The organism is Mesorhizobium delmotii (assembly GCF_900149755.1).
GTDB classification, from domain to species: Bacteria; Pseudomonadota; Alphaproteobacteria; order Rhizobiales; family Rhizobiaceae; genus Mesorhizobium; species Mesorhizobium delmotii.
This window is the reverse complement of sequence record NZ_FUIG01000019.1, coordinates 127,936-148,795: the sequence shown is the minus strand read 5'-3', so window position 1 is coordinate 148,795 and position 20,860 is coordinate 127,936. Positions and strand designations below refer to the sequence as shown.

Genomic DNA, 20,860 nt, shown 5'->3' with positions numbered 1-20,860 from the left:
GGACGGTCCTCAGAAGTGGCGCCAGGGCGTCGAGGTCGGCCGATAATGCGGCCGGTAGCCGACATGCCGCGCATAGACGCGGCGCATCATCGGGTCGGCCTTGGCCATCATCCGCAGCGCCGCCACGACGACGATCCAGACCGCAATCCCGAACAGCGCCGAATAGGGTGTCAGAACGACGAAGATCAGGATGACGGCCGCAAGGCCGGTCACGAGCACGAGCTCGCGGTCGGCTCCAAGCAGCAGGTTCGGCCGCGATAGCGCCCGGTGGATGCGCGAACGATCGAGAGCGGAGCCCGGTTCAGGCATGGCCGCCCTCCCCTGCCGGTTCGAGCCCCCGAGAGGACGCGACGTCGCCGATCGAGGCGCCGCTCGCACCGAACAGCGCAACGATCTGGGTCGCGCCGAGCAGGATGCCGGCGACGAGCACGACATACATCAGCCGCCGCGCGAAATCGTTCAGCTCGCCGCCGAAGATCAGCATGCCGCCGGCGATTGCGACCGCGGCGAGCGCGATGAAGCCGGCGACCGGACCGGTGATCGATTGCTGGATCTGCTGCAAGGGGCCTTCCCACGGCAAGCCGCCGCCGCCACTCGATGCCAGGGTGGGCTCGGCATGGACAAGCGCCAGCGCGAATGTCGCGAGCGCCAACCTCCACATCCGTTCATGCGACATGGCGTTCCTCCTTCGGCGAATAGGATTCAGTGCGGTAATGACCATTCACAAAGCTCTCGACATGCAGAACATCGCGAACCACGCGGCCCCTGGGCGTTCGCTCGATCGAGACGATCAGGTCGACCGCCTCGCCGATCACCTCGCGCATCGGCTGCTGGCTTGCCTCGGCCGTCAGTTGCTCGAGCCGCCTGAGCGCAGATTCCGCCGTATTGGAATGGATTGTCGTCACGCCGCCCGGGTGCCCCGTGTTCCAGGCCTTGAGCAATGTCAGGGCGGCGCCGTCGCGGACCTCGCCGACGATGATCCGATCCGGACGCAGCCGCATCGTGGTTTTTAGAAGGCGGCCCATGTCGATGGCGTCGCTCGTGTGCAACGCGACAGCATTTTCTGCCGTGCACTGGATCTCGGCAGTGTCCTCGAGGATCACCATGCGATCCTCCGGAGCCGTCTCGACGATCTCGGCGATGACCGCATTGGCAAGCGTTGTCTTGCCCGAGCCCGTGCCGCCGGAGATGACGATGTTCATCCGCGCAGCGATCGCGTTGCGGATCAGGGAGGCCTGGTGCTCGGTCATGATCTTCGCCGCGACATAATCGTCGAGTGGAATGAGCCTCGAGGCCCGCCGGCGAATGGTGAAGGTCGGCGCCGCGACGACGGGAGGCAGAAGTCCCTCGAATCTGTGCCCGCCGATCGGCAGCTCGCCCGAGACGATCGGCCGATCATCGTCTGCCTCAGAATGGAGCGCATGGGCCACGCTGCCGATGACGACCTCGGCGGTTGCGGCGCTCATCTCTCCGGCCGGTGCAACACCATGGCCCAGCCGTTCGATGAAAAGCCGGCCATCGGGATTGAGCATGATCTCGACGACGGTCGCATCATCGAGGGCGACGCAGAGCTGATCACCGAGCGCTTCCTGCAGCTTGCGGATCAGGCGTGGATGAGAGCGAAGCTGGGGCATGGCCATCCTCGCTCAGGCGGCCCGCAGCTTCGGGCAGAGGACGGAGCGATATGACCGCGGGCGCACCCGCTCCAAGCTCGCGCGATCTGCCGGCAGCATCCCCACAATGGCGGTTGTCTCGCCGATCCTCCGCGGCTCCCCTATCCGCCTCATCGGCCAACCGGCTCTATTGAGGATGCGCTCGATGCGAAGGTCCGTCCCGGTGGCGATCTCGCGATATCCGTTGGCCATCGACCATTCGATGATGGCGGCGAACATGGTGAGCGTCGCGTCGTGGAGCGAGCCCCCTGCCCTCCCCTCATCGAGCGAGGTGTCGACGCAGAAGCGCGAGCTCTCGATCATCGCAGGATGCGGCTTCAACGCACCGGACTGCACGAGGTCGGGAAACAAAGCCTCGATCATGTTCGGTCCGTTCGCAGGCAGGAGCCTTGCGCAGCCAACAACGGTGGAGGCCGACGATATAGCGAGGATGTATGTTGGCTTCAGAGCATCGAATTCATCGGTTTCTCGTCCGTCCCGTGTGACCACGCTCCATCCCAGCCGTCCCTTGAAGATGCGAGCCCGCAGCCGGTGCATCGCATCGAGAAAACCAGCGAAGTCATCATATGCGTCAGGAGGAATGGCCAGTGCCCGCATCAGTGTCGCTCCGATTCGAGTGGGTTCGGAGACAGAGGGCACGATTGCGCGGCAACCAGCGACTAGTGAAATTATGAGTGCCATTCGATGCGATCAGGGGTGAGTCGGCCCCCATGACGGGGATAGAGCCCTCTGCCGGCACAAAAATGGGGGTTCAGCCCCTAATAGATTTATTAGCGGTAGCTGGCCGAACGCGGCGCGATCGGGTCGTCTAACCATCTGATAACATGCGATAAAGTGGTTTCGACAAATGCAATCCGGCGAGCTCGCGTTAACTACTCGTTAACTCTATTATCCTTGCCACGAGGGGAGAATCGGACATACTGGCGCCAAATTGGCCAGATAACCGCAGTCTGGCGCTATTTTCTCGCGGGGCCGGTCAGAATGAGTGCGCTTCCACCTTTCGAATTTGATGAGAAGATCCTGACGCAAGGCGCCGAGATCTCCCGCAAGCTTGACCAGCTGCGGCTCGAGAAGTTTCCGCCCAATGCAAAGAAGACGCTTCGGCGATTTCCGATGGCTGAGGTCGCGCACTACCTCGGCATCAGCCCGAACAACCTGAAGCGGCTCCACCTGGAGGGAAAGGGGCCGGAGCCACTCATCGCTGCTGGTGGGCGGCGCTTTTACACTGCCGAGCAGATGATCGAACTGCGGCACTACCTCGATAAGTACGGCCGATCCGACGCCAAAAAATATGTCCCCTTCCGCAAGCCGGGCGAGAAGCTCCAAGTCATTGCCGTAGTCAATTTCAAAGGTGGCTCTGGAAAGACCACGACCGCCGCGCACCTGGCGCAGCATCTTGCGTTGACCGGGCACAGGGTCTTGGCGATCGACCTCGACCCGCAAGCGTCCCTTTCGGCATTACATGGCTTCCAGCCGGAACTAGACGGGAATCCATCGCTATACGACGCAATCCGATATGACGAGAAGCGACAGCCGATCGCGGACGTGATACTGCCCACGAACTTCCCTCTACTCGAGATCATTCCAGCCAACCTCGAATTGCAGGAATACGAGTTCGACACTCCCCTTTCGATGCAGACCTCGAATGAGGGCAAGAGGTTCTACAGCCGACTCGGTCGATCGCTGGAGGAGGTGGATGATCGCTTCGACGTCGTAATCGTCGACTGCCCGCCGCAGCTCGGATTCCTTACATTGACCGCGTTGACCGCCTCCACCTCGGTCCTCGTCACGGTTCACCCCCAGATGCTCGATCTGATGTCGATGAGTCAGTTCCTCCTCATGTTGGGCAACTTCGTCAGATCCATCCGGGAGAAGGGAGCGCCGGTAAAGATCGACTGGCTCCGCTACCTGATCACCCGATACGAGCCGTCTGATGTGCCCCAGACTCAGATGCTGGGATTCATGCAGTCTATCCTGGCCGAGGAGATTCTGAAGAACCCGATGGTGAAGTCGACGGCGATTTCCGATGCCGGACTAACCAAGCAGACTCTGTACGAGGTCGAGCGCGCCAACTTCAATCGCGACACCTACGACCGGGCTATCGAAGCCTTGGACGCGGCGAATTTCGAGATACAGGGCCTGCTCCATCGAGCTTGGGGGCGTCTGTGATGTTGACTGCCGTCAATACGGGCCAAAAGCGCGGTGTTTTCAAGCGCATAGCAGAGATCATGAGGCTGAGCGATGGCTCGTAAGAACCCCTTCGCCAACATACTGGACGACAACGACAGGCCTGCCGAGCGCTCCGTAGTCGAATACGCTGCGAAGGGCGCGTCTCGGTCGATCCTTAGTACGTTGGACGACATGGCGGCGCGCGCCGACAAGCTCGCTGCCGGCGAGACCATCGTCGAGTTGGAGCCTGACACGATCGACGTCTCGTTCGTGCGAGACAGACGGGCGAACGACGAACGGGAGTTCAACGAGCTGGTGGAGGCAGTCCGCGAGAACGGCCAAAACTCCCCTATTCTGGTTCGGCCGCACCCAAATACCGTGGGCCGCTACATGGTGGTGTTTGGGCATCGGCGTCTCGAGGCCGCCAAGGCCCTTGGGCGCAAAGTCCGCGCTGTCGTCAAGGAGATGGAGGACCGCGAACACGTCCTCACGCTCGGTCAGGAGAACTCGGCTCGGGCCAACGTGCCATTCATCGAAAGAGCGCTCTTTGCCGCCGACCTCGCACGTCTCCGTTACGACGAGGACAACGCGACCATTCTCAAGGCGCTTTCGATCGACCGTACAACGCTGTCGAAGATGCTGTCGGTGGCAAGCCTGCCCGCACAGGTTCTTGATGCCATCGGCGAAGCAAAGGGCATCGGCCGCGACCGCTGGTATGAACTTAAGCTGCTCATGGACAAGCCATCAAACCACGACATCGCCTTCGAGGTGATCAAGGAGGATGGCTTTGCCGCCCTTCCCAGCGATGGCCGCTTTGATCTTCTGGTGCGGCGGCTCAAGTTGTCCGCCTCCAGGAAACGTATACAGTCCGCCCCGCAAAAACGCAGTTGGACGCCGACGGGTGGCTCCCTTTCGGCTGACATAACCTCGGACGCAAAGCGCTTCACTTTGGAAATCAAGGCCAAGAGCTCCGAAGCGCGTGCGTTCGGTGACTATTTGTCGGAGAACCTCGACCGCCTATACGAGGCCTTTCGGCAGGATTCCACGCAACAGAGAGAGGAACCGTAACCGCAAAAGAAAAAGGCCCCCGAAACGAGTTCCGGAAGCCCTTCTCCTAGATTGAGCACCTAGAGAATCGCACTTCCGCGAATCACAGTCAAGAGTCCCGCACGGGTCAAGACGTCGTTTTCGGCGCGCTGGCTTCTTTTGCCTAGCGATAGGTGAAGAAAAATGCAGACGCATATTACAACGACGCCTTTTGGGCGGCGGCCGATGACGCTCGCCATGATGGCAAGCCAGGCCGTGGCGAACGCCATGCCGGAAGGCGCACGCGTTCAGAAATGGCATGTCTTCAAATCGATCCGTGAAGCCAAGGATCTGATCGGCGCCACGGATCGATCGCTGGCGATCCTCAACGCGCTTTTGTCCTTCCATCGGGACATGGAGCTTTCGGCCGAAGGCGAGCTCGTCGTTTGGCCGTCAAACGAGCAGCTCATGGCCCGAGCCAACGGCATGCCGCCGACGACGCTGAGGCGTCATCTGACCATCCTGGTCGATTGCGGGCTGATCATCCGCCGGGACAGCCCGAACGGCAAGCGCTTCGCGCGCAAGGGCAGGGGCGGGCAGATCGAACAGGCCTATGGCTTCGATCTGTCGCCGATCGTCGCGCGCGCCGAGGAGTTTGCCGAACTGGCTGAGACGGTTCAGGTCGAAAAACGCGCCTACAAGGCTGCCAGGGAGCGCCTGACGCTGTTGCGCCGGGATATCGTGAAGATGATCGACGCCGGCATCGAGGAGGGCGTTCCAGGCAATTGGGGCAAAATGACCTGGACCTATCAAGGGATAATCGGCCGGCTTCCCAGGACCGCGCCACGGCAGCTTCTCGACGATATCTGCGAGGATCTTGAGCTGCTCTGGATTGAAATCCGTGACGCACTGGAATCTTTCACGAAAACACAGAATCCGGACGCCAATGAGTCCCATTCCGGTCGCCACATACAGAATTCAAACCCAAACTCCATATCTGAATCTGAAAACAGCTTAGGAAATGAGAAAGAAGCGGGCGGCAGCGCCGCGCAAATCGACAACCTGCACAGCTTGCCAAAACGGGAGTTGCCCCTGGGGATCGTGCTGGACGCCTGCGCAAGCTGGCGCGAGCTGGCGAAGGACGCCGAAATCCACAATTGGCGTGATTTTCTGGCGGCGGCGGAGGTCGCCCGGCTGATGCTGGGGGTCAGCCCGAGCGCCTGGCGTGAGGCCTGCGAAGTTCTGGGCGAGCGGCAGGCGGCGATCACGCTGGCGGCGATCCATCAGCGCGCCGACGAGATCAACAACGCCGGCGGCTATCTGCGCAGCCTGACGGATCGGGCGCGCGAAGGAAAATTCTCGGCCTGGCCGATGGTCATGGCGCTGTTGCGCGCCAAACTGGACGCCGAAAAGACGGCCGCCCAGGCCCGTGGCGGGCCGCCGGACGATGCCGACAAGCGGAAAGGGCGGCTTGAGGTCTCAGAAGCGCTTCTCAGGAGCCTGCGCAGGCCGAAATCATGACGCCGGTCGGATCTGTACGCCCGGGTCCGGTTATCGTGCTCGTTGGCGCGGCCATTTCGCGGGATCGAGACGGTCGCTCATTCGTCGCCCGCGAGACCGTCGAATGCCTCGAGCAAGGCATCGACGATCGCCTGGCCCAGCGCCTTTGCGGTCTCGCCGATTTGGACTTCGTTCCCGTTGCGGGCGGCGGTGGCGAGGTCCGAACCCTGATCGGTCAGGATCGCATTGGCCCGGTCGATCGCCCACTGCGCAAAATCGTCTCGGCCGTCGATGATCCTGGGTTCCACGAAAGGGCGCTCCGGCGTTTACGATTTCTTTGGGCGATCCCGGCTATGGTCAGGGCGCGCGATAGGTATTGCGTTCGCGCCACTCCAATCCTTGCCTCTCAGGCCTCGCTGAGCAAGCCGTTCCGCTTCGCACGGTCGAGAAGGTTCTTGACCGATGAGGGCGCCCATTTCGTCCCGCCGCGGGGCGTGCGCTCGTGTAATCTTTCCAGCTGGCTGGAGATTTCGCGCAGCGTAAGCTGCGGATTGGACGACTGGATGCCGGCGACCAGCGTCATCAGACGATCCTCGGGAAGCCGAGGTGGAGATTTCCTCAGAAGCGCCGCATCTGCCATGCCCTCGGTGACCAACCATTTGACAGCCCGGCGCAATCGCTCCGGTGACCAGGCGAGGCCGCGTTGCTTCAGAAACCGCGCGATGTCGTCCCAGGTGTGGTCCGGACGCATGCGCCTGACTGTCGGCAGCCATTGCTGGGCGGTGGCCTGAACGCGCGCACCATAGGACGCTTTCTGTGCTGTCTTCATCTTGGCCAGCGCCTCCGGCAGGCGATCGCGGATTCCCGGATTGCCCGGCATGCGCCCTTTTGCCTTGGCGGCCTTGATACCGGCTTTCGTGCACTCGGAAATCAACGCACGCTCGAGCTGCGCGACGGCGCCGAGGACCTGCAGGGAGAACATGCCTTGCGGCGTCGTTGTATCGATTGGATCTCTCAGTGAGCGGAAATGCGCGCCTTTGGCGGTCAGATCCTCGATCACCTCGAGCAGATGGCTGACTGAGCGGGCCAAGCGGTCGAGCCGGACGACGACAAGCGTGTCGCCGGCAGCGATCTCGCGCACGAGCTTCGCAAGGGCAGGGCGGGCGCGGGAGGCGCCCGAGCCGTGCTCATCGACGATCTGGTCGCATCCGGAGGCGCGCAGTTCGATCTGCTGGGCTTCGGTCGCCTGCTCGTCCGTAGAGACGCGCGCATAGCCGATGAGTCGTCCCTGTGATCGACGGGAAGCATGGTTTTGCGTGTCAGCGGCCATTTGCAGCGCCTGAGAGCTCGTTGCGGGGAGGATTTCCAAATCCAGAGGATAAGGATAACTGATCGGTTGTAAACGTCTCTAGTCGCCCTTTCCATCGTTCCTATGGCTTCGATGAGGCTGAAAATCGGCGTTTCTCAGCCTCCTGAGCGCCACAGGGCGTGGTCCTGTATAGTCCGGATATCAGGTCGTTATCATTAGTGTTATCTGCCCCGGAAGAAATCCCCGGCAAGTCCAGCGAAGGACCGGATAGCTTGACGGACGCGAATCATCTAGCCTCAAAAACAATGGCTTACGACTTTGGCAAACTGTCCCTCGACACCCTCATTGCACCTGTCGCGAAGGCGACTGTCGCTTTTACTTCCCGATTTCAATCAAGAAGCCGGGAGGGCCGGCGCGGTGTTGACGTTGTTCCTTCCGCGCGTGCTGCCGGGATAGGTCGATATGGCCGTTGCCTTAACCGCCATGAACGCCGACCGCTGGAACGCAGGAATCGCACTGATGCAGTAGGGAAGCCCCGGAGGTTGGCGCAGTCTGATGGCAGACAATGATCTTGTGCGCGCCAATCAGGAGGCGCTTGCCGCGTCGCCAAGGCGAAGAAAGTGCAGCGTTGCACGGTCAATGTTCAGCGCCGGCGCAGTAGTAGGGGCCAAAATGAGCGTTTCTCAAAACAAGGGCCAGCTGCACCTCATTTGTGGTCTGCCAGGATCGGGCAAGACAACGCTCGCGAAACAGCTAGAGCAGGATCGGGACGCCGTCCGCTTCTCTCCGGATGAATGGTTGTATCGTCTTGGTATCGACTTCTATGACGAAGCTGGGCGGGCCAAAGTCGAGCAGTTGCAGTGGGAGCTTGCCCAGCAATTGCTCCGACACGGCAACAATGTCATTCTTGAAAACGGATTCTGGGCTCGGGAGGAACGGGACCGCTATCGCACAGTGGCCGGCGCGATCGGCGCGACGACCACACTCCACTTTCTCGACATTCCCATAGCTGAGCTGAAATCCAGGATCGCCAAGCGCAACCAGACGCGCGGTGCCGATACCCCTATGATCAACCCTTCCAGCTTGGATGAATGGGCTGCCATGTTTGATCCGCCCACCGACGATGAACTTGGCCGGTGAGGCTTTGACGCCAAAATTGAAACGCTAAGGTGAAAATCCTGCCCTCCCGGACCGCCATGTGACGGCCGCAACCGGGGGAGGGGAGGGGGGCGTTCTCAGAGCCCCGACGCTTTGGTGAGATTGACGCGAAAACGATCGCGCCGGCGCTGATACTTTCGCGTCATTTCGGCCGAGGCATGACCGAGCTGTTTTTGCACATAGCGCTCGTCGACCTCGGCCGAGGAGGCGAGGCCGGCGCGCAGCGAATGGCCGGCAAACAGGTTTTGCCGTTCGCCTTCCGAAAGATCGCCGCGCACGCCGGCCGCCAGAGCGGCGCGCTTGACCAGGCGGGCCACCTCCTGGTCATGGAGCCGCTCGGCGCCGACTTTTTTGCCTTGCCCGGTCACCCTGCGGAACAGTGGCCCGTGGCCGATACGGGCCAATTTCAGCCAGGTCTGCAGCGCCACGACCGGGCAGGTGGCGTCGGAGGAGCCGCGGCCGACCTCGACCTCGCGCCAGCCGGTTTTGCCCCGCAGCGTCACCAGCACGCCCTTGTCCGGGAAAAATTCGATCCAGCCCGAAGAATCCTCGGTCTGGTCGCGCGAAACATCGAGGCCGACGATTTCCGAGCGGCGCAGGCCGCCGCCAAACCCCAAAAGCAGCATGGCGCGGTCGCGCAAGCCGCGTAAGGATCCGCGCTTGAGCGTTTCCAGCATGGCGATCAGGTCTTCGGGCAGCACCGCCTCCTTCTGACGGGGCGGGGCGGCGTGCTTGTTGCGGATGCCGGCCATGACGGTGGCGACATGGCGGTCTTTTCGGTCCAGCGGCTGGCCGCGCTGCGCATAATTCCAGGAGAGGGAGGAAAGCCGGCGCTCGATCGTTGAAACCGAATTCGGCTTCTTGTCCCCGGTGACCGCGCCTGAGGCGCAGGCGGTGATGTAGAGGCCGACAACCTGCGGGTCGGGCGGAAGCACCTCGACGCCCTGACGCCGGCACCAGCTGGCAAAATGTTTCCAGTCGGAGGCATAGGCGCGGCGGGTGTTGGCCGAACTGGCGGCGTCCACATAATCGCGCGCGCGATCGGCCAAGCCCTCGAGATGGCCTGGAAGCCGATCTTTCTCGCGTCGCGGTGTCGGCAGGGGAGGGGAGGGGGCCTCTTGTACCTCCTCTGCGTGCCGCCCCATTTCCATCACCATGTCGATGATGTCGGGAAGATCGTCGCCTCCGGAAGCTGCCGATGATTTCTGAACGCCGCCAGCCATGCTATGCCGCCTCGATATCCGTCTGGGCAAAATCCTTGCCGATGAACAGCAGCGGTTCATCCGCCCGTTTTGCCAAAGCGTAGGAGAAGCAATCGGCAAAGTTCAAAGCTGCCGGATGACGGCCCTTGCCGTAGGCGAGCCAGGCCTGCGTGGCCAGATCCACCAATTCGGCGTCGACGGGAATGATGTCAGCCGCGATCTTGCGGAGCCACAGATCGATCTCGGCCAGCGCGTGCTCGCCACGCCGGCTGACCAGCACCATGCGCGCCTCGAGCACGCAGGTCGCGGGGACCAGGCGGACTGGATCGGCGACAAGCGCTGCTTCGAGCCTTGCGGCCTCGGGTTCATTGCGCAGGATCACCACAATGGCCGACGTGTCGACCACCATCAGTTCGGAATGCCGTGTTCGTCGTAGCCGATGATCTCTTCGTCGGAGCGACTGTCCAGTTCTGGCAATCGCGCCACTCTTTCCCGGATCGCCTGCAATTCCGCGAGCAGGCGCCCTTGCGCGGTGTCGCCGAAGCCCATGCGATGCAGACGCTCGCTGAGCGCCTGGTGAATGGCGGCGGTCTTGCTGATGCCCTGGCGGCGCGCGAGTTCGTCGGCGAGCGCGACGGTGGCCGGATTCTTGATGTTCAGGGACACGACAGGCTCCTAATTTCTACCTTTCGCGCGCTTTCTACCATCGAAAATGAGTTTCTGTCAATGACGAGCGATAAGGCAACATTATCATTCGTTTTGTATTGCCGACAGGTGCAGCGCTTTTTATCCATTTCCGTTGCCAAAAGCGCCGCGATGAGTGATCGTGGTTGCGATGATTCTCCGCCCCAAACCCTCTCCGCGCCACTACGCCACGCTTGCCGGCGCCGCTTCGACCCCGCCGATGGCAACGGTGCCGGCCTGGCTGCGCCGCGCCGTTCCCGATGCGCAAAGCTTTGCGGGGAAAGAGGTTGAGGACATTGCAGTCGCTGCCGGCGCCGCCATTGGCGCGCTCGACGCGGTGGTCCGCCGGCAGGAGCGGTGGGCCGGCGCCTGGCGGCAGCGCCTGGCGCTTTCGGCGGCCGCGGTCACGGCACGGCAGGCAGGGCGCGTCGAGGATGAAAGCGCGCTGCGCGACGCGGTGCTGCTTACGCGGCCCGGCGACGACGTTGGTCCGGCCGGCCGGATGTTTTTGGGCTGGCGCAGGCTGGCCATTCGGCCCACTGAGGATCTGCTGACTGGAAAAAACATCGGCGCGGTGCTGGATGACCTCGGTTTCGCGCGTGACGAGGGGAGTGTGCGCGACCTGACGGACGATCTTGGCGAGCTAGCCTCCAGTGAGGGGACGGTGGGAATGATGACCGGAGTCATCGCGAGCGCCGAGCGCCATGGCCTGGGGCGCGCCCTCGGAGCCTGGCTCGCCGACGCCCTGCTGGCGCAGCGCCTGGACTGGGGCCATGCGGTGCCGTTGCTGGGCGCCGAGGCGGCCTTGGGCATGGGTTTGAGTCGCCCGCGGCGCGGCGCGACCGTCCTTGCGGCAACTGGTATCGAGGACGGATTCGAGCGGGCGAAAATGCTGCTTGCCGCGCAGGCGCGCGCCGCGCTGCGCGCGATTGATCTTTCAGCCGAACTCGGGCGCCGCGCGGACCGGCTGCTTGCCGTTGCGCCGAAGTTGCGCGCCCGGGCATCGGATCTTGTTGTCGAAAGGCTTCTGTCCGACGACGCGATCGTCGCTTCGGAAAATATCGCCGGCATGAGCGACCGCGGCCTGCGCCGCCTGTTCGACCGGCTGGTCGAGCTCGGTGCCGTGCGCGAATTGTCCGGCCGCCTCACCTTTCGCATCTACGGGCTATGAAGACGATGGCGGAGAGTGCACGTAGGAGAAGGGGAGGAGCTCAAGGAGGCGACGGCCGGCCAAATGACCATTTGTTTGATCGGGAGCTGGATCATCTGCCGCCGGAAGCGCGGTGGCGCGAATGGATGAACCGTGTCGAAGCGACCATCTTTGCCGCCAGCGAGCCGGTGGGGCGCGAGGTCCTTGCCCGGATCGTGGGAAAAAGCTGCAGCATTGATCTTCTGATCGACGACATTCGAGAGGAGCTACGCGGCCGACCCTATGATCTGGTGGCTGTCGCCGGCGGCTGGAAGCATCTGACCCGGCCGGCCTATGCCGAAGCCATCCGCAGTGCATTTGGCACAGCCGCCAGCGGGAGCGGGCGTGCCAAAGACCTGACGCAGTCCGAAGTACTGGTGCTGATGTGCATCGCCTACTTCCAGCCGATCACCCGGGCCGAGTTGTCGTCTTTCTTCGGCAAGGAGATCAGTCGCGATTTTGTTGGTCATCTGCGCGGTGCCGACCTGATCGCTTCCGGTCCGCGCAACCCGACGCCCGGCGCGCCCTACACCTATGTCACGACGAAAGAATTCCTGCTGGAGTTCGGCCTCGACACGCTGCGCGACCTGCCGGATTTCGAGGCGCTCGAGGACGCCGGGTTGCTATCGAAGGAAAAGCTGCTGGCTGGTGACGTCATGCCTGACTTTGTTGTCGACCAAGATTACGTCGGAGTCGAGCTCGACAAATAGCCGTGCCGCTTTGCGTGTGAGTTTTGTCCGAAATTCGTAGCATATTTCTGACATCTCAACCGTGCTCTCTTCGAAATAGGACTACATGTTTCGGACAAAGTCCCCGGCATTAACTCGCCAATCGCTGCGGATTCCGACGAAGCCGGCCATCGATTCCGATTTGAAGCCGGCCAGTCATTCCGATTTCATTCCGGCCGGTGTTCCGATTTGAAGCCGGCCATTTTTCGGACTGATCCTGGGTCTCGTTGATGTTTGGATTGGGTTTCGTTTCCGGTCAAGCTTGCGCTGTTTCAGACGCTCTTGGCGAGCGCTGTTTTCGCATGCTTTCACCGGTGAGATCGATGCGATAGGCGTTGTGAACGAGGCGGTCCAGGATGGCATCGGCCAGAGTTGGGTTTGCAATGATCTCATACCAGTGATCCAGGGGCAGCTGACTGGTGACGATTGTCGATCGGCGTTCGTGGCGGTCTTCAATGATCTCAAGCACATCACGCCGCTGGTCATCATTGAGTTTTTCCGGTCCCCAGTCATCGAGAATGAGAAGGTCGGTTTTGGCGAGTTGCTTGAGGATCCGGCCATAACGTCCGTCGCCTCTCGCGAGGGCAAGTGTTGCAAACAGCCGTGGAACGCGGTGATAGGCGACGGAGAAATCCTCTCGGCAAGCTTTGTGGCCTAGCGCACAGGCCAGCCAGCTCTTGCCGACGCCTGTCGGACTGGGCTCATAATGCCCGTTATCAGGATGGCGAGGCAAAGAAGATTGTCCGTTATGCCTTTCATCCGCGTTCGGGCGGGGAGATTTTCGTCGCAGGCCGTCAGCGTTATTGCGGTGAGCCGGCCTATGTCGGGCGACAACCGGATGGCAGCCTGGCGCTGATTCCGATCTGGATGACGGAAGAGATCGCCCTGACGATGGCGGTTCGCGAGGCGCCCCGTTTTCCCCTTTCATGCCTGCGCGACCTGCGCCGCGAGGTCGATGCATGTCTACGTTTTCTGCAGAGCGACTCACGCCAGCCAGGAGACGACCATGCAGCGCAGGCAATGCCGAACCGACCAGCCAGACCTGTTTTCCACGAAGGCTCCGCCATCGAGTCTTCCAGGCGAAGTCCGGGAACGCACCCTCCCGCTGATCGAGACCTTGCTGAGGGAAGCGGTGGTGAGCCAGACGGGACGGGGAGGCAGATCATGAAGATCACCGCTGAACATCTCGCGCGCGGCGCCTATGTCTATGTCCGGCAGTCGACGGCCGATCAACTCGTCAACAATCCCGAGAGCCGGCGACGCCAATATGGCCTTGCCGAGCGAGCGCGGTCCCTTGGCTGGAAAGACGCCATCGTCATCGATGAAGATCTCGGTCGTTCAGGATCTGGCATCAGCCGTCCGGGCTTTGAGAAGCTTCTGGCGGCGATCTGCGACGGTCGGGTTGGTGCGGTCCTCGCCATTGAAGCCTCCCGGCTGGCCCGCAATGGCCGGGACTGGCATACGCTCATCGAGTTTTGCGGCCTTGTCGGAACGCTCATCATAGATGAGGACGGCATCTACGAACCGCGTCATCCCAACGACAGGTTGCTGCTCGGCATGAAGGGCACGATGAGCGAACTGGAGCTTTCGATCCTGCGGGCCCGCTCGATCGAAGCCCTGAAGCAGAAGGCACGACGGGGCGAACTTTTCCTGACGGTGGCGATCGGTTACGTCAAGTCGGGCCGGAACCGGATCGAGAAAGACCCGGACCTGCGGATCCGCGAGGCGATCGATCTTGTATTCCGGCGTTTCGACGAACTGCAGAGCATCCGGCAGGTGCATCTGTGGCTGCGCAGCGAGGGCATTATGCTCCCTGCCGTAAATTACACGCGCGCGGCGGACAGGGCGATCGTCTGGAAGCTGCCCGTCTACAATACGGTGCACCACATTCTCACCAACCCGATCTACGCCGGCGCCTATGCGTTCGGGCGAACCTGCAGCAAAGTCACCATAGAGGCCGGACGCAAACGGATTTTGCGTGGGATCAGGCGCGATCGCGCCGACTGGGAGGTCTTGCTCATCGACCATCACGAAGGTTACCTGAGCTGGCACGATTTTGAGAGGAATCAGCGCCTGATCACGGACAATGCCACAAGCAAAGGCCTGGTGCCGCGCGGAGCTCTTCGCCGGGGCGAGTTGCTGCTCGGCGGTCTCTTGCGCTGCGGCCATTGCGGCCGCAAGCTGCATGTCTCCTATTCCGGCAGCAACGGCAACACGGGGCGCTATCATTGCCGCGGAGCGCAGGTCAACCACGGAACCGACCCGTGCATTGGCTTCGGATCGTTGCGGGTCGATCAGGCGGTCAGCGCGGAGGTTCTTCAACGCCTTCAACCGCTCGGCATCGAAGCGGCGATCAAGGCCATCGAGACCTCCACCGTGCAGGCTGGAGAGAAGCGGCGCCATGTGGAGCTCGCACTCGAGCAAGCACGTTATGAAGCCGCCCATGCACGCCGCCAGTATGACGCCGTCGACCCGGACAACCGGCTTGTAGCAGGCGAACTGGAGCGACGCTGGAATGCCGCGCTCGTAGCCGTCCGCGAGCGTCAGGACGAGCTTGACGCGCTCGACCGCCACAAGCCTGAGGCTCTGGGAGACGAGGAACGGCGGAGCCTGCTGCGCATGGGCGCCGATCTCGAACTGGCATGGCATCATGCCAACGCCACCGCCACCACGCGCAAGCGGATCATCCGTGCCGTGATCCGCGAGATTGTCGTCGCCATCGAAGACGACCACATCAAAATGCTGGTGCATTGGCAGGGCGGCGACCATACCGCGCTTTCGGTCAGGAAAAACAAGGCAGGCCATCACCGTTGGGGCGCCCCGCCGGACATCGAGGAACTGATCCGTGCCCTGGCACGCCAATTGCCGGATAGAGCGATCGCATCGCTTCTCAACCGGCTCGGCAAAACCACGGGTCGTCAGAACGGATGGACGCAGTCCCGTGTCTGCACTTTCCGCAACCAGCACGACATCGCCGTCTACAAAAAGGACGAACGGTCGGAGCGCGGCGAATATACATTGCAGGAAACGGCTGCGAAGCTCGGGCTGCGACCAATGACCGTGCTGCGCATGATCCGCGCCGGCGATCTGAAGGCCGAGCAGTATTGCAAGGGTACGCCCTGGATCATCCGTCATGAAGATATCGAGCAACTCGATATCCAGCACCATTCCGTCCGGAGCGGACACAGTCCATTATCACAATCACAGGATCAGCAGATCCAGCTTTTTCAATAACATAGCGAGGTGTGCATTATGTCGTGGGATCGGCCGGCCCGGTGATGAGAAGATTGTGATGCTTGCGAACCCAGTCGCAGCCGGCGAGCGCCATGAACAAATTGCGGTCAAGACCGCGTGCGGCACGAAAGTCGGCATTCTCGATCTGTGCGTCATGGCGAAGCTTTGCGGCCCTGGCGCGGGCTTCGAAACGCTTCTGGCGGCGCATGGTAGCCTCGCGCTCGAGCAGCATGGCAAGCCATTCGCCATGCTCGAGGCCGCGTGCTTCGGATTGTGCGTCGAGCTCCTGGAAGGCGGTGGCCATGCCATGAAGGCCGAGTTCGCGTAGCATGTCGATGGTGGGATGGATAAGCATTGGTGTGTCTCCTCAATGAAAGTAATCAGGGCCACGCAGATTGGCGTGATCGACGATGGCGGTCGGTTCGGTGGAATGCCTTGCGGCCTTGTGATTGGCGATGAGCGAGGCGATGCTCTTGCAGTTCAGCCCACCGATCTTGACGGCGCGGGCTGACACGGCTTCGGCGCGATCGCGTGTGACATCGCGAAACAGGCGCAGGACACCCAGGCATGTTCGAAAGCCTTGTTCAGGATGTGGGCGGCTGGCGAGGATTGCGACAATCAAGCCTTCCGTCTCGGGCCCGACGGATGCGGCCCATCGACGGAAACGATCCGGCGTCCATTCGGCATATCGCCGGTGGGAGCTGGGCATATGATCCGGATCAGTTCCATGACGAGGGCCGCCATAGCGGCGCTGATGGACGGCAATGCGCTTGCCGCGGTGGAAGATCTCGATGATGCGTGCCGTTGCTCTCAGATCGACTTGCTGGCGAATGAGGCTGTGGGGCACGGAATAAAAGAAGGTCTTGAACTCGACGTGGTAATCCGTCGAGACGCGGGCCAAACGCCATTCGGCAAACTCGTAATCCTCCAGTGGAAGACTGGCCAAAGCCGGGCGCTCGACTGTCTCGAAGAGCTGCCGGCGACTGACGCCCAGCCGGCGCATGACGTGGTCGTTGATGCGATCGAGCGCCCTGGGCAATGGCGGCATTGGCCTCAGCCAGCGAGAAGAAAGTCTGGTTGCGCAGGCGCCCCAGAATGCAGGACTGGGCGAAACGCACTCCATTCTCCACTTTCGATTTGTCCTTCGGCCGTCGCGGCCGTGCCGGAAGAACGCCGACGCTATAGTGAGATGCCATCATGCCGTAGCTGCGGTTGATCTCGGGATCGTAGAAGCTGGCACGACTGACGCCCGACTTCAGATTGTCGGGAATGACGAGTCTGGGAACGCCGTGAAAAAAACGAAACATCCGGACATGGGAGCCAATCCAGTCGGGGAGCGTTTGCGTCCAGGTGGCCTCGGCAAAGGTGTAGCTGGACGCACCCAGCACCGCCACGAAGATCTCCGCCTCGCGGATCTCACCGGTCTTGCGATCGACAATCGGGATCTTCTTGCCGGAATAATCCACGAAGACCTTGTCGCCGGCCGCATGCTCCTGGCGCATCGTCGGTGACAGTCGCTGCTTAAATCCCCGTAGAAGTTCACAAAAGCGACTGTAGCCATATCCGTCGGGATGCGACCCTCGATACTCCTCCCACAGGATGAGCAAGGTGACGCCGGGCTTCTTGAGCTCGACCGCAAGATCGGCCCAGTTCGGTTCCGTGCGTCGCCGCGTGCCCTGTTTGACGCCATTGCGAGCGAAGAGTTTGTTCTCAAGCGCGTCATCGGTCAGCTCGCCTGGCAGGGGCCAACTCAACCCGATTGCCGCGGCACGCCGCAGATTATCCTGCACCGTACTGCGCGCTATCCCCAATACGACCGCAATCTCGCGGGAGCTGGTCCCGCTTCCGGCAAGCCGAAGCATTTGTCTTAACTGTCTCATGGTCAGCCTTCTCTTTGCCGGCATCAAAATGTCCTCGTTCATCGCGAGGTAATTGATGCCAAAGTTGCTGACCCAGGAGGTAATCTTCAGTGCCGAAAACCGGCCGGTCTTTGGTTGGAATGGTGGCCGGCTTCATACCGGAATGGTGGCCGGTGTTTGATCGGAATGGCGGCCGGCTTCACGTCGGAATCCGCACCAATCGCTGCGGTTGCCGCCCGAAGCGCCGAGCTAGTCGCGGAGCCTCAACAGGTTGTCCTAGGTTAGGTCGAGGCGACTGATAGGAGGTTTGGAGCGTCGGCGCCTGTCCCAATCACAAAGGCGTTGGGCACGCTGGACAGGCTGACCTGGCTGCGCTCGAGCTGCCCATTCCAACGACGGGGAGGGGAGGGGACACGGCATTTGACCTGCGATCACTGATGCGCATGATCGCGTTTACAGGGACCGCAGGCTCAGCCGTGTTGGCCGGGGCGGAAGAGCTATCACAAGAGTTGCTCGCTACGCCGGGATAAGCTTCTTGACCTCGATCTCAGCCGAATTCGGCATGTCATCGGCTTCGTACTTGCGGACCCTGGCGATGATGTCCTTGGCGCGCGTGATCTTGTCGTTGCGCCATTGGGCCACTTCGTTCGCCGACAGGTTGTCGAACACTTTGAAGAAGTAGTCCTTCTGGGTGTAGCAGCCATAGAAGCTCAGGCCGACAATCCATTTTTCGAGGCCGTACGAGTCGTAGACATAGCCGGCTTCTGCGTTCCAGAATTTGACGAGGCGGACGGTTGGCTTGATCAAATAGGAATTGTTGCCGTTTGCGGTCTCGAGCGTGCTGTTGAAATCGTTCGGGTTAGTGCTCTGCCACTCATCGGGACCCTTGGGGATCTGATACGTCGTGCCCCACGAGGACAAGGCGGGCACCAGGTCGAACTTGATATGGTTGAGCTCCAGCACCACCGTGGGGCTCGATTGGTAGAGTTCGGAGCTGGCGTATTTCTGCTCGGCAAACTTACGCAGTCGGGTGAGGTAGGTCTGTGGGTTCAGTCCGCCCTTTTCAAAAACGATCATGTAATCGACATCCGAGTGCGCATCCATCTTGCGAGGAAGGATCGTGCCACGGGTATGCGAACCGAACCGGAAATGTGACGTCAGGCCATCACCGGCGACCGTGAAATAGCTGGTCAGCCGGGAGCTCAAGGTCGTGACCGAGGTCGCGATCGAGGCCTTCTCGTCGGCCGAGAGCACCGCGTCGCTTGCACGGGATACGAGATAGCTGTTGACTGTCATTGGCGGGACCCCTTGTCGACCGCGTGCTTGGCTTCGCCGGCGTCGATGCCGTCGCGGGCTTTCTTGAAATCGCGGTCTGAAAAAGCAGGGCTTGCCTGGTTCAGTTCATCGCGCCGCGTGGTGAAGCCTTTTAGGGCGGTTAGCACGGTCTCGGCATCGGGCGTGTTGTCGAGTTCGACCTCGCGGAAGACGCGGGAATTGTTGCGCAGCGCCAGGTACTGGTCCCCCGAACTCTTGTGGTCTGCCGACTTCTCACCGGGTTTCAGGAACGTCATCAGCGACGTGAGGACGGCAACGCAAAGCGCCATGGAACCCGCGACGACAGGATAGTCCTTGAAAAAAGCAGCGCCCGCGGCGGTGCTGAGGATCACCGAGGGAATGCCGAAGACATAGTTCCACACCGCCCAGCGCGCGGAAGCGTTGAAGTGCGCCTTGCCGGAATGGATACAATCTTCTTCCATGCGGAGAAGTTCATCTCTCACGCGTTCCCGCGTCACGTCGGACATGATGTCTCCTTTGCAGAGACAACTAGCACGCCTCACCTGGCCAAGCTGCGGAATTTCAGATTATCCCCTTCTTTCAGCGGGTTAGTCTGGGACGGCCCGTAGAAGCAACAGCTGCGGCTTAGTTGGGGAAATGCTGCTGCCGGAGGTGCTTGGCGCGCCGCAGTGCCGACGTCTCTTTCCTGCGCTGCTAGCAGCCGTCGGACACGAGGCTCGATGCGGCCGAGGCCATTTTCGCTTCGAGGCGAGCGGCCTTTTCCGGGGTGTCAATGTATTGAGAGAGGTTCGGTTTCGGCCCGAAGATATGCCGCCAGACGATCTGGATTTCCTTGCCATGTCGGCGGACCTCCGTGTTGATCGTGGGCACGAGAGAGGCATGAGCGCAAACCACCGCATCGCTCGACCGGTCCTGGCCCAGAGTCATCCTATACGCGAATTGCGCGATCGTTCGATTGAACCGACGAACCTTGCGCGGGTCGGTGACGTCGCGGTGGCGCGAGATGACGTTAAACGGCTGACGCTTGCTTGAACCGCGCACCAGCATGCGGGCGGTCAGGGGAAAGATCAGCTCGATGTCACCGGAGTGATCATAGGGGGTGCGTGCGAGCAGCGACTCACGTGACTCATAGGTGCACACCGGATTGTCGGATGTCAGGAACGGGATATCGGTCCTGTTGTGGAGAACCTCGAAACCAAGCCGAAAGCAGAGATCGCCGAACGTCTTGAATTCGTCCTCCATCGCGAGCAGCGTTTCATGCGGGTTGATGCCGACCGGCACCGTGTCGAGCTGGCCGGCATAGCGTTCCAATCCCGGCGGCAGCTTGCCGATCTCCTCGAGCACCTGGCACTGGCTTCGAAGTTTAGCCTCTAGGATCAGCGCGATGCGATCACGGGTCGCGGGAACGCGCGTGCGCATGATCGTTAGCATGCCTTGGACATTGAACGACAAAGCCGGTGAAAGACGACGCGCTTGAAGCGCGCGGACCGTCTCCGGCCAGACTGTCTCGATCGGATTCCAGAGGTCTTCGAACCTGTGGTTTTCCTGACCACCCTCCGGCAATTTCTGAGAGTAATAGTGGTTCTCGTAGCCGATCGCCGTTGGCTGCATCGGCAGCGGTGCCTCTGGCGCCTCGGCCCGGTAGACTTGGACGCGGCCACACTCGTCGGTGAAGCCCTCCATATAGGTCACCGAGATGAAATGGTGTTTGCGGTTCGTTCGTCCGGCCCCTCCGCGAACCGGATTGAAGATGCTAAATGGCCTCACATCACCATCGATGGGGACGTTTCCCCATTTGCCGAAATAGGAGGGTGGCTGCGTCATGATCCTCGG

19 protein-coding genes and 3 pseudogenes are annotated in these 20,860 nt (G+C 61.4%); 7 read left to right on the top strand and 15 right to left on the bottom strand.

Annotation, left to right across the window (positions count from 1 at the left end; genetic code table 11):
* Window positions 1-9: 9 nt before the first annotated feature.
* From BQ8482_RS11595 to traI, 4 genes are read right to left on the bottom strand one after another with little or no spacing between them, the layout of a single operon-like run.
* Window positions 10-309 carry a conjugal transfer protein TrbD gene (locus BQ8482_RS11595; RefSeq protein WP_123147738.1) on the bottom strand — a complete coding sequence of 100 codons (300 nt, stop codon included), beginning with the start codon at window positions 307-309 and terminating at the stop codon, window positions 10-12.
* Entirely contained in the window at window positions 302-676 is a 375-nt protein-coding gene (locus tag BQ8482_RS11590) for a TrbC/VirB2 family protein (protein ID WP_123147737.1), read from the bottom strand. The genes BQ8482_RS11595 and BQ8482_RS11590 overlap by 8 nt, the downstream gene beginning before the upstream one ends.
* Window positions 666-1,634, bottom strand: coding sequence for a P-type conjugative transfer ATPase TrbB (trbB, locus tag BQ8482_RS11585; protein ID WP_123147821.1), 969 nt, complete (start codon window positions 1,632-1,634; stop codon window positions 666-668). The genes BQ8482_RS11590 and trbB overlap by 11 nt, the downstream gene beginning before the upstream one ends.
* Window positions 1,635-1,646: 12 nt before the next feature.
* On the bottom strand, window positions 1,647-2,270 hold the full coding sequence (traI, locus tag BQ8482_RS11580) for an acyl-homoserine-lactone synthase (RefSeq protein ID WP_123147736.1): 624 nt from the start codon (window positions 2,268-2,270) through the stop codon (window positions 1,647-1,649).
* A 384-nt stretch (window positions 2,271-2,654) separates the two neighbouring features.
* Here traI and repA point away from each other — a divergent pair, with 384 nt between their 5' ends.
* The 3 genes from repA (at window position 2,655) to repC (ending at window position 6,389) form a co-directional block, all read left to right on the top strand.
* Window positions 2,655-3,842: a plasmid partitioning protein RepA gene (repA, locus tag BQ8482_RS11575; protein ID WP_123147735.1), complete on the top strand. Its 1,188-nt coding sequence runs from the start codon at window positions 2,655-2,657 to the stop codon at window positions 3,840-3,842.
* A gap of 72 nt (window positions 3,843-3,914) precedes the next feature.
* Window positions 3,915-4,910, top strand: coding sequence for a plasmid partitioning protein RepB (gene repB, locus BQ8482_RS11570; protein ID WP_123147734.1), 996 nt, complete (start codon window positions 3,915-3,917; stop codon window positions 4,908-4,910).
* 162 nt (window positions 4,911-5,072) lie between these two features.
* Window positions 5,073-6,389, top strand: coding sequence for a plasmid replication protein RepC (gene repC / locus BQ8482_RS11565; protein WP_123147733.1), 1,317 nt, complete (start codon window positions 5,073-5,075; stop codon window positions 6,387-6,389).
* Between the two features lie 77 nt (window positions 6,390-6,466).
* Here repC and BQ8482_RS11560 read toward each other — a convergent pair whose 3' ends face one another.
* Window positions 6,467-6,676, bottom strand: a complete 210-nt coding sequence (locus BQ8482_RS11560; RefSeq protein ID WP_123147732.1) for a hypothetical protein — start codon at window positions 6,674-6,676, stop codon at window positions 6,467-6,469.
* 98 nt (window positions 6,677-6,774) lie between these two features.
* A complete protein-coding gene (locus BQ8482_RS11555; protein WP_123147731.1) occupies window positions 6,775-7,698 on the bottom strand; it encodes a recombinase family protein in 924 nt (307 codons plus the stop codon).
* Window positions 7,699-8,232: 534 nt separating this feature from the next.
* On the opposite strand from BQ8482_RS11555, the gene BQ8482_RS11550 reads away from it, so the two are divergent.
* Window positions 8,233-8,817 (top strand): P-loop nucleotide/nucleoside kinase family protein, encoded by a 585-nt coding sequence (locus BQ8482_RS11550; RefSeq protein WP_208867638.1) that lies wholly within the window; start codon window positions 8,233-8,235, stop codon window positions 8,815-8,817.
* Window positions 8,818-8,912: 95 nt separating this feature from the next.
* On the opposite strand, the gene BQ8482_RS11545 is transcribed toward BQ8482_RS11550, so the two are convergent.
* Genes BQ8482_RS11545 through BQ8482_RS11535 form a run of 3 tightly spaced genes read right to left on the bottom strand, consistent with a single transcriptional unit; the run spans window position 8,913 to window position 10,703 of the window.
* Window positions 8,913-10,058 (bottom strand): tyrosine-type recombinase/integrase, encoded by a 1,146-nt coding sequence (locus tag BQ8482_RS11545; protein ID WP_244602748.1) that lies wholly within the window; start codon window positions 10,056-10,058, stop codon window positions 8,913-8,915.
* 1 nt (window position 10,059) lies between these two features.
* The gene (locus BQ8482_RS11540) at window positions 10,060-10,446 is read right to left on the bottom strand and encodes a type II toxin-antitoxin system VapC family toxin (protein ID WP_123147729.1); all 387 of its coding nucleotides are present in this window, start codon (window positions 10,444-10,446) and stop codon (window positions 10,060-10,062) included.
* Entirely contained in the window at window positions 10,446-10,703 is a 258-nt protein-coding gene (locus BQ8482_RS11535) for a type II toxin-antitoxin system VapB family antitoxin (protein ID WP_123147728.1), read from the bottom strand. Before BQ8482_RS11535 ends, BQ8482_RS11540 begins: the two co-directional genes overlap by 1 nt.
* 169 nt (window positions 10,704-10,872) lie before the next feature.
* On the opposite strand from BQ8482_RS11535, the gene BQ8482_RS11530 reads away from it, so the two are divergent.
* Together BQ8482_RS11530 and scpB are read left to right on the top strand one after the other, a co-directional pair.
* Window positions 10,873-11,892 carry a DUF1403 family protein gene (locus BQ8482_RS11530; protein ID WP_123147819.1) on the top strand — a complete coding sequence of 340 codons (1,020 nt, stop codon included), beginning with the start codon at window positions 10,873-10,875 and terminating at the stop codon, window positions 11,890-11,892.
* A gap of 5 nt (window positions 11,893-11,897) precedes the next feature.
* On the top strand, window positions 11,898-12,620 hold the full coding sequence (scpB, locus tag BQ8482_RS11525) for an SMC-Scp complex subunit ScpB (protein ID WP_123147818.1): 723 nt from the start codon (window positions 11,898-11,900) through the stop codon (window positions 12,618-12,620).
* A gap of 274 nt (window positions 12,621-12,894) precedes the next feature.
* Here scpB and BQ8482_RS11520 read toward each other — a convergent pair.
* Window positions 12,895-13,332: pseudogene (locus BQ8482_RS11520) on the bottom strand (ATP-binding protein); the annotation flags it as partial.
* A gap of 470 nt (window positions 13,333-13,802) precedes the next feature.
* On the opposite strand from BQ8482_RS11520, the gene BQ8482_RS11515 reads away from it, so the two are divergent.
* Complete coding sequence (locus BQ8482_RS11515) at window positions 13,803-15,872, top strand: recombinase family protein (RefSeq protein WP_123147727.1); 2,070 nt, start codon at window positions 13,803-13,805, stop codon at window positions 15,870-15,872.
* 31 nt (window positions 15,873-15,903) lie between these two features.
* Here BQ8482_RS11515 and BQ8482_RS11510 read toward each other — a convergent pair.
* From BQ8482_RS11510 to BQ8482_RS11485, 5 genes and pseudogenes are all read right to left on the bottom strand, one after another.
* Window positions 15,904-16,227 (bottom strand): annotated as a pseudogene (locus tag BQ8482_RS11510) (ATP-binding protein); the annotation flags it as partial.
* A gap of 12 nt (window positions 16,228-16,239) precedes the next feature.
* A pseudogene (gene istA / locus BQ8482_RS11505) lies at window positions 16,240-17,752 on the bottom strand (IS21 family transposase).
* Window positions 17,753-18,247: 495 nt separating this feature from the next.
* On the bottom strand, window positions 18,248-19,027 hold the full coding sequence (locus BQ8482_RS11495) for an SMODS domain-containing nucleotidyltransferase (protein ID WP_123147725.1): 780 nt from the start codon (window positions 19,025-19,027) through the stop codon (window positions 18,248-18,250).
* Complete coding sequence (locus BQ8482_RS11490; RefSeq protein WP_123147724.1) at window positions 19,024-19,533, bottom strand: SLATT domain-containing protein; 510 nt, start codon at window positions 19,531-19,533, stop codon at window positions 19,024-19,026. The genes BQ8482_RS11495 and BQ8482_RS11490 overlap by 4 nt, the downstream gene beginning before the upstream one ends.
* Before the next feature lie 187 nt (window positions 19,534-19,720).
* The gene (locus BQ8482_RS11485; protein WP_123147817.1) at window positions 19,721-20,851 is read right to left on the bottom strand and encodes a DUF4238 domain-containing protein; all 1,131 of its coding nucleotides are present in this window, start codon (window positions 20,849-20,851) and stop codon (window positions 19,721-19,723) included.
* Window positions 20,852-20,860: the final 9 nt, after the last annotated feature.

What these genes read in the sequence shown, in the direction of transcription:
- BQ8482_RS11530 (WP_123147819.1), top strand. Translation starts at nt 10,873, where the DNA reads ATGATTCTCCGCCCCAAACCCTCTCCGCGCCACTACGCCACGCTTGCC.
- BQ8482_RS11595 (WP_123147738.1), bottom strand. Translation starts at nt 309, where the DNA reads ATGCCTGAACCGGGCTCCGCTCTCGATCGTTCGCGCATCCACCGGGCG.
- BQ8482_RS11590 (WP_123147737.1), bottom strand. Translation starts at nt 676, where the DNA reads ATGTCGCATGAACGGATGTGGAGGTTGGCGCTCGCGACATTCGCGCTG.
- traI (WP_123147736.1), bottom strand. Translation starts at nt 2,270, where the DNA reads ATGCGGGCACTGGCCATTCCTCCTGACGCATATGATGACTTCGCTGGT.
- repB (WP_123147734.1), top strand. Translation starts at nt 3,915, where the DNA reads ATGGCTCGTAAGAACCCCTTCGCCAACATACTGGACGACAACGACAGG.
- trbB (WP_123147821.1), bottom strand. Translation starts at nt 1,634, where the DNA reads ATGCCCCAGCTTCGCTCTCATCCACGCCTGATCCGCAAGCTGCAGGAA.
- BQ8482_RS11540 (WP_123147729.1), bottom strand. Translation starts at nt 10,446, where the DNA reads ATGGTGGTCGACACGTCGGCCATTGTGGTGATCCTGCGCAATGAACCC.
- BQ8482_RS11555 (WP_123147731.1), bottom strand. Translation starts at nt 7,698, where the DNA reads ATGGCCGCTGACACGCAAAACCATGCTTCCCGTCGATCACAGGGACGA.
- BQ8482_RS11550 (WP_208867638.1), top strand. Translation starts at nt 8,233, where the DNA reads ATGGCAGACAATGATCTTGTGCGCGCCAATCAGGAGGCGCTTGCCGCG.
- BQ8482_RS11515 (WP_123147727.1), top strand. Translation starts at nt 13,803, where the DNA reads ATGAAGATCACCGCTGAACATCTCGCGCGCGGCGCCTATGTCTATGTC.
- BQ8482_RS11545 (WP_244602748.1), bottom strand. Translation starts at nt 10,058, where the DNA reads ATGGCTGGCGGCGTTCAGAAATCATCGGCAGCTTCCGGAGGCGACGAT.
- repA (WP_123147735.1), top strand. Translation starts at nt 2,655, where the DNA reads ATGAGTGCGCTTCCACCTTTCGAATTTGATGAGAAGATCCTGACGCAA.
- BQ8482_RS11490 (WP_123147724.1), bottom strand. Translation starts at nt 19,533, where the DNA reads ATGTCCGACGTGACGCGGGAACGCGTGAGAGATGAACTTCTCCGCATG.
- BQ8482_RS11485 (WP_123147817.1), bottom strand. Translation starts at nt 20,851, where the DNA reads ATGACGCAGCCACCCTCCTATTTCGGCAAATGGGGAAACGTCCCCATC.
- BQ8482_RS11495 (WP_123147725.1), bottom strand. Translation starts at nt 19,027, where the DNA reads ATGACAGTCAACAGCTATCTCGTATCCCGTGCAAGCGACGCGGTGCTC.
- scpB (WP_123147818.1), top strand. Translation starts at nt 11,898, where the DNA reads ATGGCGGAGAGTGCACGTAGGAGAAGGGGAGGAGCTCAAGGAGGCGAC.
- repC (WP_123147733.1), top strand. Translation starts at nt 5,073, where the DNA reads ATGCAGACGCATATTACAACGACGCCTTTTGGGCGGCGGCCGATGACG.